Raw genomic sequence first — 12,850 nt, forward strand, 5'->3', positions numbered from 1 at the left:
CCGGCACCCCACAGCCCGTCCGGCGTTTGAGGACGAGGCCGTCAAGGCCGATGCGGGGGGTCTGGGGGGCGGCAGCCCCCCCCAGGTAGGGGACGGGTAGGGGCGGAGGGGGCGAAACCCGCTGGGGCCTCAGCCCGCGGTGACCACGGCGTGGACCGTCCCGTCGGGCCCCGCGAGGAGCACCGGCGTCTCGGCCCCGCCGAGGTCCCGTACCGCCGCGCGGTCCTCCGCGGACACGGCCTCCGCCTCGGACACCACCGCCGCCGCCTCCAGGGACTTCGCCCCCGACGCCACCGCCATGGCCACCGCCGTCTGCAACGCACTCAACCGCAGCGACTCCAAGGCCACGGTCCCCGCCACATACGTACGGCCCGTCTCATCCCGTACGGCCGCCCCCTCGGGCACACCGTTGCGCGCCCGCGCGGAGCGGGCCAGGGTGACGATCTTGCGGTCCTCGGGGTCAAGCGCGCTGCTGTCGGTCATGCCCTGAGCATACGAAGCACCACTCCGGCTCCGCGCAGCGGTACGCGGCAAACCGGCAGGCGGCTACCCGGCCACCGGATACATCGTCCTGGCGGCGGCGGTACTGGTCGCGGTGGGACTCGGCCGACGCGGTGCGGGGACGGTCGGGAACTGAGGCCTCAGGGACGGTCGAGGCGGAGGCGCTCGGCCTTCGGCAGACCGGCGACGACGAGATCGTACGAATCCTCGATGAGCTCCCGGACCAGCCGGTCCGGGAGCTCGCCGTCGACCGTCACCGTGTTCCAGTGCCGCTTGTTCATGTGGTAGCCGGGGATGACCAGCCCCGGGTACTCGCCGCGCAGCCGGACCGCGTCCTCCGGGTCGCACTTGAGGTTGACCGTGAGGGGGCGGGCGTCCAGGCGCGTGAGCGCGAAGAGCTTGCCCAGCACCTTGAAGACCGAGATCTCCGGGGCGAAGGGGAAGTCCTCGACGGTCGCGTTGAAGGACAGGCAGAAAGTGCGCAGCTGCTGCGGGGTCACTCCGGCTTCTCCTCCTCGGGGGGGTCGACCGGGCCGACCGGCTCGACGAGCACGGTGACGATCTTGTTCCGGCGCCCGGCCGCGGCCTCCGCGGTCAGCCGCAGTTCGCGCCCGTCGGGCAGCTCGACCACCGAGGAGGCCGCGGCGATCGGGACCCGTCCGAGCGCCTTGGCGAGCAGTCCGCCGACCGTCTCCACGTCCTCGTCGTCGTACGCCTCGAAGCCGTACAGCTCGCCGAGGTCGCCGATGTCGAGGCGGGCGGTGACGCGGTAGCGGTCGTCGCCGAGCTCCTGGATCGGTGGCAGCTCGCGGTCGTACTCGTCGGTGATCTCGCCGACGATCTCCTCGAGGATGTCCTCGATGGTGACGATGCCGGCCGTGCCGCCGTACTCGTCGATGACGACGGCGACGTGGTTGCGCTCCTGCTGCATCTCGCGCAGCAGATCGCCCGCGTTCTTGGTGTCGGGCACGAAGCTGGCGGGCCGCATGGCCGTCGACACCAGCTCGGACTCGGCGTCGCGGCTGATGTGCGTCTTGCGGGCCAGGTCCTTCAGATACACGATCCCGACGACGTCGTCCTCGTTCTCCCCGGTGACGGGGATGCGCGAGAAGCCGGACCGCAACGCCAGGGTCAGCGCCTGCCGGATGGTCTTGTAGCGCTCGATGGCGACGAGGTCGGTACGGGGCACCATCACCTCGCGTACGAGGGTGTCGCCCAGCTCGAAGACGGAGTGCACCATACGGCGCTCCTCGTCCTCGATGAGGGACTCCTTCTCCGCGAGGTCGACCAGCGCGCGCAGCTCGGCCTCGGAGGCGAACGGGCCGCGCCTGAAGCCCTTGCCGGGCGTGAGCGCGTTGCCGATGAGGATGAGCAGGGGCGGGATCGGGCCCATGACCCGCGCCAGCGGCAGCAGCACGTACGCCGCCGCCGTCGCCGTGTTCAGCGGGTGCTGGCGGCCGATGGTGCGCGGCGAGACACCCACGGCCACATACGAGACGAGGACCATGACGCCGATGGCGACCGCGAGGGCCTCCCAGGTCCGGTCGAACTCCTTCAGGCAGGCGTAGGTGACGAGCGCGGCGGCCGCCATCTCACAGGCGACGCGCACCAGCAGTGCCACGTTGAGGTAGCGGGTCGGGTCGGCGGCGACCTGGGCGAGCTTGGCGCTGCCGCGCCGGCCGCTGCGTACGGCCTCCTCCGCGCGGAAGCTGGAGACGCGCGCGAGGCCCGCCTCCGCGCAGGCGGCGAGCCAGGCCACGACGACCAGCAGGACGGCGCCGATGACGAGTTGGGGGCTCATGACACGGTCGGCGCCGGCGAGGGGCCCGTCATGCCCTTCTCCGCGCGCCAGCCGTCCACGATGGCGGCCTGCAGACCGAACATCTCGGCCTTCTCGTCCGCTTCCTCGTGGTCGTAGCCCAGCAGGTGCAGCACTCCGTGGACGGTGAGGAGCTGGAGCTCCTCGTCCATGGAGTGCTGCGTCGCGGCTTCCTTGCCCTGCCGCTCGGCGACCTCCGGGCAGAGCACGATGTCGCCGAGCAGGCCCTGCGGCGGCTCGTCGTCGTCCTTCGACGGCGGACGCAGCTCGTCCATGGGAAAGGACATGACATCCGTCGGCCCCGGCAGGTCCATCCACTGGATGTGCAGCTGCTCCATGGCGTCGGCGTCCACGACGATCACCGAGAGCTCGGAGAGCGGGTGGATACGCATCCGCGCGAGCGCGTAGCGGGCGATGTCGAGGATCGCCTGCTCGTCGACCTCGGTTCCGGACTCGTTGTTGACGTCGATCGACATGGTCGTGCTGGTCTACTTCCCCTTGTGTCCGGCTTTGCCGCGGCTCTTGTGGGAGCCGTTCTCGGTGCCGTTCTCGATGTCGTACTTCTCGTACGCGTCGACGATACGGCCGACCAGCTTGTGCCGTACGACATCGTGGGACGTGAGCCGCGAGAAGTGGACGTCGTCGACGCCCTCCAGGATGTCCTGGACCTGGCGCAGACCCGACTTCGTCCCGTTCGGAAGGTCGACCTGCGTCACGTCACCCGTGACCACGATCTTCGAGTCGAAGCCGAGGCGGGTGAGGAACATCTTCATCTGTTCGGCGCTCGTGTTCTGGGCTTCGTCCAGGATGATGAAAGCGTCGTTCAGGGTGCGGCCGCGCATGTAGGCGAGGGGGGCGACCTCGATGGTGCCCGCCGCCATCAGCCGGGGGATCGAATCCGGGTCGAGCATGTCGTGCAGCGCGTCGTAGAGCGGGCGCAGGTAGGGGTCGATCTTCTCGTAGAGGGTGCCCGGGAGGAATCCCAGCCGCTCCCCCGCCTCGACCGCCGGCCGGGTCAGGATGATCCGGTTGACCTGCTTGGACTGAAGCGCCTGGACCGCCTTCGCCATCGCGAGGTACGTCTTGCCAGTACCGGCGGGGCCGATGCCGAAGACGATGGTGTGCTTGTCGATGGCGTCGACGTACCGCTTCTGGTTGAGCGTCTTGGGGCGGATGGTGCGGCCGCGCGAGGACAGGATGTTCTGCGTGAGCACCTCGGCCGGGGTCTCCTGGCCGTCGCCCTCCCCGTTCTCGCTCGCCCTGAGCATGGCGATCGAGCGTTCCACTGCGTCCTCCGTCATCGGCTGCCCCGTGCGGAGCACCAGCATCATCTCGTCGAACAGGCGCTGGACGAGGGCGACTTCACCGGCGTCGCCGACCGCACTGATCTCATTGCCCCGGACGTGGATGTCGGCCGCCGGGAAGGCCTTCTCGATCACGCGCAGGAGGGAGTCGCCGGAGCCCAGCACGGTCACCATGGGGTGCGCGGCCGGAACGGTGAACTGCGCTCTCGCCTGTCCCTGCGCGGGGGTGTGAGCTGTGGGTGTCTGAGTCATGGGCCGGCTCTGTAGGCCTGCGTATCCTCCTCGATGCGGCAGCCTGCCACGGGGGCAGCCTTGCGATTCCAAGCGTACGTCGCCGCACTGACAGAGCCGTAGGTCTTTTCCGCACCGCACGCGGAACCTCACACGGCGCGTCCGCACCTCACGCGGAGCGCCGTCGCGTCTCGCGGCGCGCCCTCGGCATCACGCCGCGCCTCCTCGCGTCACACGGAGCGCCGTCGCGTCACACGGCGCGCCCTCGGCATCACGCCGCGCCTCCTCGCGTCACGCGGAGCGGCCGAACCCGATCGTCGGCACCGCCCGGCGCAGCGGCCACGGGCGGGTCACCTCCGGCAACAGGCCCTCCAGGAAGGCGTAGCGCCGCAGGGCCGTCGGATCCTGGTCGTCGACCGACTGGACGCGGCGCCACCAGGCGGCGATCTCGGACCAGCCGGGCGCGGACAGCGACCCGCCGAACTCCTGGACGGACAGCGCGGCGGTCAGCCCAGCGAAGGCGAGCCGGTCGGCGAGCGGCCAGTCGGCGAGCGTGCCGGTCACGAACCCGGCGACGAAGACGTCACCGGCGCCGGTGGGGTCCATGGCCTCGACGGCGATCGCCGGAACCTCGGCGGTCTCTCCGGTCCGGCCGTCCACGGCGTACGCGCCCTCGGAACCGAGGGTGACGACCGCCACCGGTACGTACTCGGTCAGCGCCTGCGCCGCCGCGCGCGGGCAGTCGGCGCCGGTGTAGCGCTTGGCCTCCTCCGCGTTCGGCAGGAACGCCTCGCAGTGTTCGAGATCGGCGAGACCCGCCAGGTCCCAGCGGCCCGTGTCGTCCCAGCCGACGTCCGCGAAGATCCGGGTGCCGCGGCTCGCGGCCTGGGCGATCCACGGCGCGCGCGTGCCCGGCGTCAGCGAGGCGACGGCGGCACGCGCGGGGGGCGGGCAGTCCGGCGCCGGTTCCTCCGGCGGCGGTTCGTGCCCGTGGCTGACCATCGTGCGCTCGCCCTCGTACGCCATCGACACGGTGACCGGGGAGTGCCAGCCGGGCACCGTGCGCGACGTGGTGAGGTCGATGCCCTCGCCCTGCTCCAGGGCGTCCCAGCAGTACTCCCCGTAATGGTCGTCACCGAAGGCCGCCGCGAGGGAGGTCCTCAGCCCCAGCCGCGCCAGCGCGGTCGCCATGTTGGCGACTCCGCCGGGGCTGGAACCCATCCCCCGTGCCCAGGACTCCGTCCCGCGTACGGGGGCGGAATCAAGCCCCGTGAAGATGATGTCCAGGAAGACCGTGCCCGTGAGATAGACGTCCCAGGGCGGGTCCTGGGGGGTGCGCAGCCCGGCGAGCGGGTCGACGTGGGCCTGGCTGAACGGTCGCTCTCCGTTGGACGCGATCACGGTGCGCTCCCTGACGTGGTGCGGATCTGGCCAGTGTGCACCACACGGCCCGCCGGACACCGTCGGTCAAGGCTGTTTTCGCCCCCGCCGCCCCTGCCCGTCCCCTCCTTCGGGGCTCCGCCCCCAGATACCCGCCAAAGGATTGCGCAGTTCCCCGCGCCCCTTGAGCGGCCCGGGGTAACAGCAGGCAAAGCGGCCTCCCTTACCCCCACATCCCCACCCCAAACAAAAGGTGCCCCACATCACACCGCCCCACCTTCTTCGCACCCCCACCCCCTTGATACAAATTGCCCGCGCGTTCCTGTCCGTCGACAGCCGCCCAATCCCCTTCTTGAGCCGCTTCTTTCGCATGCCCTGGGAACGCCCGTGTTCGCCCGCACCACCACGCCCTGGCCCCTCGTCGCCCTTTTCACGGCCGGGTATCTCGCCGCGTATCTGCTGCCGACCACCGTCGGCCGACTGGACACGGGTCTCCCGCTCTCGGCCACACAGGCCGGCGCCATCGGCAGCGCGCTGCTGCTGAGTTCGGCTACGGCGGGCTTCCTGCTCGCCTCCCGTGTCGACCGCTTCGGCCCCCGCAGGCTCGCCCGCACGGGCCTGCTCCTCGCGGCCGCCGGCTACGGCACCGCCGCCCTCACGTCGACCCTCCCCCTGGTCATCGCCGGCGCCATCGTCGGCGGCTTCGGCTCCGGTGCGGCCACCACGGTCGCCGCGACCGGCATCGCCGCCCAGCGCGACCCGCACCGCACCACCACCCTGGGTCTGCTCGGCGTCTCCGCCCTCGCGGGCGCGCTGTATCTGACGATCCCCCACCTGGGCCCGGCGCACGGCCTCCCCCTCGCCGCGATCGCCTGCACGGCACTGCTGGTGCTGCCCCTGGCCGGCCGCCTCCCCACCCGCGCCCCCACGCCCCAGACGCTCCGCACCGCCACCCCGCTCCCCCATCTCCGCTCCGGCCTCGTCCTCGCCGCCGCCCTGTTCTTCTGGTCCCTGGCCCAGAACTCCCTCTGGGGCGTCAGCGGCCGCATCGGCGTGACGCAGGCGGGGCTGACGGAGGTGACCGTCGGCGCGGTCTTCGCGGTGGCGCTCGGCGCGGGGCTGCTGGGGGTGATCGGCGCGGGCGTGCTGGGCCCGCGGCTCGGTCGGGCGCTGCCGATCGGCGCGGGCACGGCACTGATCGCCGGCTGCATCGCGCTCAGCGCGGCGGCGACCGACCTGTCGACCTTCGCGACGGGCGAGATCGCCTGGAACACGCTCTACCCGGTCGTGCTCTCGTACGTGATCGGCCTCGCCGCCTCCCTGGACCCGCGCGGGCGGTGGGCGGTGCTCGTCGGCTCGGCCTCCTCGCTGGGCACGGCGTGCGGCCCGCTCATCGGCAGTCTGCTCTCCGCGCGGGCGGGTTTCCCGGCGATGGGCGCGCTCCTGGCGCTCGGCCTGCTCCTGGTCACCGTCCCGATGACGGCCGTGGCGCTCCGCCCGAGGCGCGCCACCGCACTGGAACACCCGGTCGTCGAGATCCCGCTGGAGGCCGTGCCCGCTCAGCGGACGGGGTACGACATGGCGGGACCCCGGCAGGCGGCAGCGGCCACACCGGGGTCCGGAACCGGCTGACGGCTACCCGAACTCGTACGCCTCGACCTCGGCGATGTAGCGGGCCCGCCGCTCCTCGTCCTGCTCCAGGAAGGACGCCTCGAACGAGTTGCGCGCCAGTTCCCGCATCCGTTCCCGATCCAGCCCCAGCGCCTCGTGCACGGCGTGGAAGGTGTCGCCGATATAGCCCCCGAAGTACGCGGGATCGTCGGAGTTGACGGTGCACAGCAGTCCGGCGTCCAACATGGCGGGCAGCGGGTGGTCCTCCAGGACGTCCACGGCGCGCAGCCGTACGTTCGACAGCGGGCACAGCGTCAGCGGCACCCGGTCCCGTACCAGCCGCTCGACGAGCTCGGGGTCCTCCATGCAGCGCAGCCCGTGGTCGATGCGCTCGACGCCGAGCACGTCCAGCGCCTCGGTGATGTACGCGGGCGGGCCCTCCTCGCCCGCGTGCGCGACGCGCCGCAGACCGAGCGCGGCGGCGGCCTCGTACACCGCGCGGAACTTGACCGGCGGGTGCCCGACCTCGGCGGAGTCGAGGCCGATGCCGACGATCCGGTCGAGGTACGGCTTCGCGGCCTCCAGCGTCTCCATCGCCGACTCGGCGGACTCGTCCCGCAGGAAGCACATGATCAGCTGCGTGGAGATGCCGTGCGTCTCTTCACTGCGAACCAGCGCCCTGGACAGTCCCTCGACGACCGTCCCCATCGCCACCCCACGGGCGATGTGGGCCTGCGGATCGAAGAAGATCTCCGCGTGCCGCACGCCCTGCGCGGCGGCCCGCGCCAGGTAGGCGTCGGCCAGGTCGGCGAAGTCCTGTTCCGTCCGCAGTACGGCCATGAGCTCGTAGTACAAGTTCAGGAACGACTGGAGATCGTCGAAGAGATACGCCTTGCGCAGCTCTTCGGTGTCCGCGTACGGCAGCGTCACGCCGTTGCGCGCGGCGAGCGCGAAGGCCAGCTCGGGCTCGAGGGTGCCTTCGATGTGCAGGTGCAGTTCTGCTTTGGGGAGGGGCATCAAAGCATCGTACGGTCGTTGTCCCGGGCACTCCGGAATCGGCACCCCGGGCACTGTCACCGGCGCTTCGCGACCCGCACCCGAAGCACTGTCACCGGCGTTTCGCACCCCACACCCGGAGCACCCTCACCGGCGCTTGGGAACCGGCACCCGCACCAGATCGTGCGCCACCGTCAGCTCCCCCGCGAACCCCGCGGCCCGCGCCTGCCGCTCGAACTCGTCGGGCTCGGAGTAGCGCTGGCTGAAGTGGGTGAGCACGAGATGCCGTACCCCGGCCTCCTTCGCCACGCGCCCCGCCTGACCGGCCGTCAAGTGACCGTGTTCGATGGCGAGTTGCATGTCCTCGTCGAGGAACGTCGACTCGATGACGAGCAGGTCGCACGCTTCGGCGAGCGCGTGCACCCCCTCGCACATCCGGGTGTCCATGACGAACGCGAACCGCTGCCCGCGCCGCACCTCGCTGACATCCTCGAGGGACACCCCGTGCAGCGAGCCCTCCCGCTGCAGGCGTCCGACGTCGGGTCCCTTGATGCCCCGCTCGGCGAGCCGCTCCGGCAGTATCCGCCGCCCGTCCGGCTCGACCAGCCGGTACCCGAACGACTCCACGGGGTGGGAGAGCCTTCGGGCTTCCAAGGTGTACGAGGGCGTGGTGGCGAGCACGCCGTTCACCTCGACCGGCGCTTCCCTCAGCGCGACGGTCTCGCGGTAGGCGGTCGCGTACCGCAGCCGGTCGAAGAACCGCTGCCCCGAGCGCGGATAGTGGGCGGTCACCGCGTGCGGTACGCGGTCGAGGTTGATGCGCTGGATCACTCCGGCGAGCCCGAGCGCATGGTCCCCGTGGAAGTGGGTGACACAGATGCGGTGCAGGTCGTGCGCGGCGACCCCGGCACGCAGCATCTGGCGCTGCGTGCCCTCGCCGGGATCGAAGAGCAGTCCCTCGCCGTCCCACCGCAGCAGATAGCCGTTGTGGTTGCGGTGCCGGGTCGGGACCTGGCTGGCGGTGCCGAGGACCACCAATTCACGTACGGACAAGGTCGGTTACCCCGGGGGCCACTGCATGCCGCGGCCGCCCAGGACGTGGGCGTGCGCGTGGAAGACGGTCTGGCCGGCGCCGCTGCCGGTGTTGAACACGACCCGGTAGCTGTGCAGCTTGTCTTCGACCGCGACCTCGGCGGCCTCGCGCAGCAGGTCCGCGACAATGCCGGGTTCGGCGGCCGCGAGCGCAGCCGCGTCCGGGTAGTGCACCTTGGGGATGACCAGGACGTGGGTGGGCGCCTGAGGGTTTATGTCGCGGAAGGCGACGGTCGTCTCGGTCTCCCGGACCACGGTCGCCGGAATGTGCCCCGCGACGATCTTGCAGAACAGGCAGTCGTCCTGCGGCTCTCCCGCCATGCGTGTGCCTCCTCACGCCAGCCGATCATTACGTCCGCATGCTATCGGCCCGACCGGGCAGGCCGCTGACGGCTGTGCGCGCCACCAGCGGCGTACGCACGGCTCGGCCGCGGGGTCGGACCGCGGCGGCCGCGGCGCATGGGCGCCGTCCAACGCGTAACAGTGTGCGGCGGCCGAGCCGCGGTACTGCACAGGCAGCGGCGAGCCGATCGCCCACGACTCCGCCTCACCCGCCATCCCCCGGCCGGCCAGGCCTCGCCGAGACCCTCACCGCCCCGGCCCCCGCCATCGCGCTCGGGCGGGTGGGGAACATCCGCCGCGAAGCGGTGGATCACCCCCGCCACGGCGGCGCCGCAGGTCACAGCGGCGGCAAGGCGGGCGCAGCCTTCGCCGGGTTCTCCGCGAGGGCCGCCAGAGCGATCCGGATCGCCTCGTCGAGTTGGGCGTCACGTCCGGCGGCGTAGTCCTGCGGGGTCTGGACGACCTCGACGTCGGGGTCGACGCCGTGGTTCTCCACGCTCCACTCGTAACCCTCAAGCCAGAAGGCGTACTTGGGCTGGGTGACGAGGGTGCCGTCGACGAGCCGGTAGCGGCTGTCGATGCCGATCACGCCGCCCCAGGTGCGGGTACCGACCACGGGTCCGATGCCGAGCGCCTTGATCGCCGCGTTGACGATGTCGCCGTCCGAGCCGGAGAACTCGTTGGCGACGGCGACGACCGGGCCGCGCGGCGCGTCCTCCGGGTAGCTGTACGGCCGCAGCCCGCGCGGCAGGTCCCAGCCCACGATCCGGCGCGCCAGCTTCTCGACGACGAGCTGGGAGGTGTGGCCGCCGCGGTTCTCCCGGACGTCCACGACCAGCCCCTCCCGGGCCACCTCGATCCGCAGGTCGCGGTGGAGCTGGGCCCACCCGGAGCCCACCATGTCCGGCACGTGCAGATACCCGAGGCGGCCTCCGGACTGTTCGTGGACGTAGGCCCGCCGGTCCGCGACCCACGCGTGGTAGCGCAGCGGCTCCTCGTCGTCGAGCGGGACGACGACCGCGTGGCGCGGATCGCCGCCTCCCGAGGGCGAGATGGTCAGTTCCACCGGCTTGCCCGCCGTGCCGACGAGCAGCGGTCCGGGCCCGGCCACCGGGTCCACCGGCTGCCCGGCGACCGCGACGATCGCGTCACCGGCGCGCACCGCGACCCCGGGCGCGGCGAGCGGCGCCCGCGCGTCCGGGTCGGAGGTCTCGGACGGGAGGATCCGGTCGATGCGCCAACTGCCGTCCTCGTGACGGGAGATGTCCGCGCCGAGCAGCCCCTGCGCCCGGTCGCCGCCGCCCCATCCGCCGCGCGGGGTGACGTACGCGTGCGAGGTGCCGAGCTCGCCGTGCACCTCCCAGAGGAGGTCGACGAGGTCGTCGTGCGTGGCGACCCGCTCAAGGACCGGCCGGTAGCGGTCGAGTACGCCGTCCCAGTCGATCCCGCCCAGGTCGGGCCGCCAGAAGTTGTCCCGCATGAGGCGGCCGGTCTCGTCGTACATCTGCCGCCATTCGGCGACCGGGTCGACGGTCTGGCGGACCCGCGACAGATCGACGGTGATGTTCGTGTCGCTCTCGTCGTCGTTCGAGGCGCGCCGGTCGCTGGGTACGACCTTGAGCTTGCCGTCGGTCCACAGCAGGACCCGCTTGCCGTCGCCGCTGACGGTGAAGTGGTCGGCGTCGGCGGCGAGATGCTCGATGCGCTGCTGGGCGAGGTCGTACCGCTCCAGCTCGGTCTTCGGGTCCGGGTCGTCGCGGGTGGCTCGGGAGGCGCCGAGCACACCGCGGACCGGGTGCCGCAGCCACAGCAGCCCGTCCTTGGCGGCGCGCAGCGTCGAGTAGCGGGCGGCCTCGACGGGGAACGGCACGATCCGGTCGGCGAGTCCGTCGAGGTCGATCCGGGTCGCGGGCGTGCCCTCGCTGTCGGGCGTCTCGTCCTTGTCGGGCGCCTCGAAGGGGCGGCCGTGCCGCTGCGGCCCGAACGGCGACGGCGTGATCGCGGCCAGGGTGATCAGATACGGCCGCGAGCCGCCGACGAAGGCGAGGTCGAAGACGTGCTCGTCGTAGACAGGGTCGAAGGAGCGCGCCGACAGGAAGGCGAGGTGCTTGCCGTCGAGGGTGAACGCGGGCGCGTAGTCCCGGAAGCGGAGCGGGGTCGCCTCGGTCACCGACAGGTCGGCGGTGTTGGCGAGCTTGAGCTGACGCAGCGGGCGCGGCCCGGGGTGCGACCAGGCGAGCCAGGCCGAGTCGGGCGAGAAAACCAGCCCGCTGACCTCGCCGTCCGTGCTGCGGTCGACCTCGCGCACCTCGCCGCTCTCGCGCTCGACGAGCAGCACGCGCCCGTCGTGCGAGGCGACGGCGGCGCGGCTCCCGTCGGGCGCCATCGCGAGCCCGAGGACGCGCCCGAGCTGCCCGGCGGCGAGCCGGCGCGGGGTGGCCCCGGGCGCGACTCCCGTCGCCGGGGCGAACTCCAGGGCATCGTCGCCCTCGGCATCCGTCACCCACACCACGTGCTCCTCGCCCTCCGCCCGGAAGGTGCGGGGCAGCCGGGCGCGTACGCCCTGCTCGGCGGCGAGGGCGCGGGCCGGGCCCGAGCGGTGGGTGACCCAGTGGACGGCGCCGCGCACGGAGATCGCGCTGCCGCGTGCGGTGTGGTCGGGCGCGGCGGCGGAGAACCAGCGCGACGCGCTCACCGGGTGCGGCTGCTGGTCGACGCGCTGGCCGCCGAGCCGGAGGTCCAGCCGGCGCGGCTCGGCGCCGTCCAGGTCGTCGAGGAGCCACAGTTCACCGGCACAGGCGTACACGACGCGCGTGCCGTCGGTGGCCGCGTGCCGGGCGTAGAAACCGTCGACGGGGGTGTGCCGCCGCAGATCGGACGCGTCGGCGAGGGAGGAGTAGAGCGCCCCGACGCCTTCGTGATCGGACAGGAAGGCGATCCGCTCCCCCACCCAGAAGGGGTACTCGATGTTCCCGTCGAGCTCGGCATGCAACCGTACGAACTCGTCGGCGCCCTCCCGGTCGATCCACAGCTTGCCCGCCGTACCGCCGCGATAACGCTTCCAGTGGGCGGCCTCGCGCCCCATGGGAGCGGACAGCAGGACGACGCCCGGGCCGCCGTGGGCGACGTCGCCGACCGGCCCGTACGGAAGGGTCGTCGCGGAGCCGCCGTCCAGGGGGACGGCCCGGGCCCAGCTGCGCCGCAGGCTCGCCTGGCCCTGGGTGCTGAGCGCGAGGACCCGGCCGTCCGGGGTCCAGCCGCGCACCTGGGTCTTGGAACTCCCCCAGTACGTCAGCCGTTTGGAGGGGCCACCGGCCAGCGAGGCGGCGTGCACCTCGGGCGCGCCGTCGCGCGTGGACGTCCAGGCGACGGTCGTGCCGTCCGGGGAGATGCGCGGATGGTTCACCGGGACGTTGTCGGCGCTGATCCGCCAGGCGCGGCCTCCGCCGTCCAGCGGGGCGGCCCAGACGTCGTCCTCGGCCGTGAAGACGACCAACTCGCCGTGCAGATGCGGAAACCGGAGATACGCGGAGGGTGCGGACTCTGTCACCCGATCACCCTATGCAGCGACAGC

11 protein-coding genes are annotated in these 12,850 nt (G+C 72.2%); 1 reads left to right on the forward strand and 10 read right to left on the reverse strand.

Annotated features, from left to right (window positions below):
* Positions 1-129 precede the first annotated feature (129 nt).
* The 6 genes from ACFY0T_RS04955 to ACFY0T_RS04980 all read right to left on the reverse strand — a co-directional run bounded on the left by ACFY0T_RS04955 (position 130) and on the right by ACFY0T_RS04980 (position 5,256).
* The gene (locus ACFY0T_RS04955; RefSeq protein ID WP_388864613.1) at positions 130-483 is read right to left on the reverse strand and encodes a cytidine deaminase; all 354 of its coding nucleotides are present in this window, start codon (positions 481-483) and stop codon (positions 130-132) included.
* Between the two features lie 158 nt (positions 484-641).
* On the reverse strand, positions 642-1,001 hold the full coding sequence (locus ACFY0T_RS04960; RefSeq protein ID WP_388864615.1) for an MmcQ/YjbR family DNA-binding protein: 360 nt from the start codon (positions 999-1,001) through the stop codon (positions 642-644).
* Positions 998-2,302: a hemolysin family protein gene (locus ACFY0T_RS04965; protein WP_388864617.1), complete on the reverse strand. Its 1,305-nt coding sequence runs from the start codon at positions 2,300-2,302 to the stop codon at positions 998-1,000. The genes ACFY0T_RS04960 and ACFY0T_RS04965 overlap by 4 nt, the downstream gene beginning before the upstream one ends.
* Positions 2,299-2,796, reverse strand: a complete 498-nt coding sequence (gene ybeY, locus ACFY0T_RS04970; protein ID WP_189185145.1) for an rRNA maturation RNase YbeY — start codon at positions 2,794-2,796, stop codon at positions 2,299-2,301. Before ybeY ends, ACFY0T_RS04965 begins: the two co-directional genes overlap by 4 nt.
* Positions 2,797-2,808: 12 nt before the next feature.
* Positions 2,809-3,876 carry a PhoH family protein gene (locus ACFY0T_RS04975; protein WP_388864619.1) on the reverse strand — a complete coding sequence of 356 codons (1,068 nt, stop codon included), beginning with the start codon at positions 3,874-3,876 and terminating at the stop codon, positions 2,809-2,811.
* Positions 3,877-4,146: 270 nt separating this feature from the next.
* Positions 4,147-5,256 carry a carbohydrate kinase family protein gene (locus ACFY0T_RS04980; protein WP_388864621.1) on the reverse strand — a complete coding sequence of 370 codons (1,110 nt, stop codon included), beginning with the start codon at positions 5,254-5,256 and terminating at the stop codon, positions 4,147-4,149.
* Between the two features lie 366 nt (positions 5,257-5,622).
* Here ACFY0T_RS04980 and ACFY0T_RS04985 point away from each other — a divergent pair, with 366 nt between their 5' ends.
* Positions 5,623-6,867 carry an MFS transporter gene (locus tag ACFY0T_RS04985; RefSeq protein ID WP_388864622.1) on the forward strand — a complete coding sequence of 415 codons (1,245 nt, stop codon included), beginning with the start codon at positions 5,623-5,625 and terminating at the stop codon, positions 6,865-6,867.
* Between the two features lie 3 nt (positions 6,868-6,870).
* Here the strand turns inward: ACFY0T_RS04985 and ACFY0T_RS04990 are convergent, their stop codons facing one another.
* From ACFY0T_RS04990 to ACFY0T_RS05005, 4 genes are all read right to left on the reverse strand, one after another.
* Positions 6,871-7,863 carry an adenosine deaminase gene (locus ACFY0T_RS04990; protein ID WP_388864623.1) on the reverse strand — a complete coding sequence of 331 codons (993 nt, stop codon included), beginning with the start codon at positions 7,861-7,863 and terminating at the stop codon, positions 6,871-6,873.
* A gap of 126 nt (positions 7,864-7,989) precedes the next feature.
* Positions 7,990-8,895: a ribonuclease Z gene (locus tag ACFY0T_RS04995; protein WP_388864625.1), complete on the reverse strand. Its 906-nt coding sequence runs from the start codon at positions 8,893-8,895 to the stop codon at positions 7,990-7,992.
* A 6-nt stretch (positions 8,896-8,901) separates the two neighbouring features.
* Entirely contained in the window at positions 8,902-9,255 is a 354-nt protein-coding gene (locus ACFY0T_RS05000; protein ID WP_388864626.1) for a histidine triad nucleotide-binding protein, read from the reverse strand.
* Positions 9,256-9,613: 358 nt separating this feature from the next.
* Positions 9,614-12,826 carry a S41 family peptidase gene (locus tag ACFY0T_RS05005; RefSeq protein WP_388864628.1) on the reverse strand — a complete coding sequence of 1,071 codons (3,213 nt, stop codon included), beginning with the start codon at positions 12,824-12,826 and terminating at the stop codon, positions 9,614-9,616.
* Between the last annotated feature and the right edge of the window lie 24 nt (positions 12,827-12,850).

The organism is Streptomyces sp. NPDC001530 (assembly GCF_042894545.1).
Classification (GTDB): Bacteria; Actinomycetota; Actinomycetes; order Streptomycetales; family Streptomycetaceae; genus Streptomyces.

Excerpts from the sequence above, each read along its gene's own strand:
- ACFY0T_RS04955 (WP_388864613.1), bottom strand. The coding sequence starts at position 483 with ATGACCGACAGCAGCGCGCTTGACCCCGAGGACCGCAAGATCGTCACC.
- ACFY0T_RS04965 (WP_388864617.1), bottom strand. The coding sequence starts at position 2,302 with ATGAGCCCCCAACTCGTCATCGGCGCCGTCCTGCTGGTCGTCGTGGCC.
- ybeY (WP_189185145.1), bottom strand. The coding sequence starts at position 2,796 with ATGTCGATCGACGTCAACAACGAGTCCGGAACCGAGGTCGACGAGCAG.
- ACFY0T_RS04975 (WP_388864619.1), bottom strand. The coding sequence starts at position 3,876 with ATGACTCAGACACCCACAGCTCACACCCCCGCGCAGGGACAGGCGAGA.
- ACFY0T_RS04990 (WP_388864623.1), bottom strand. The coding sequence starts at position 7,863 with ATGCCCCTCCCCAAAGCAGAACTGCACCTGCACATCGAAGGCACCCTC.
- ACFY0T_RS05000 (WP_388864626.1), bottom strand. The coding sequence starts at position 9,255 with ATGGCGGGAGAGCCGCAGGACGACTGCCTGTTCTGCAAGATCGTCGCG.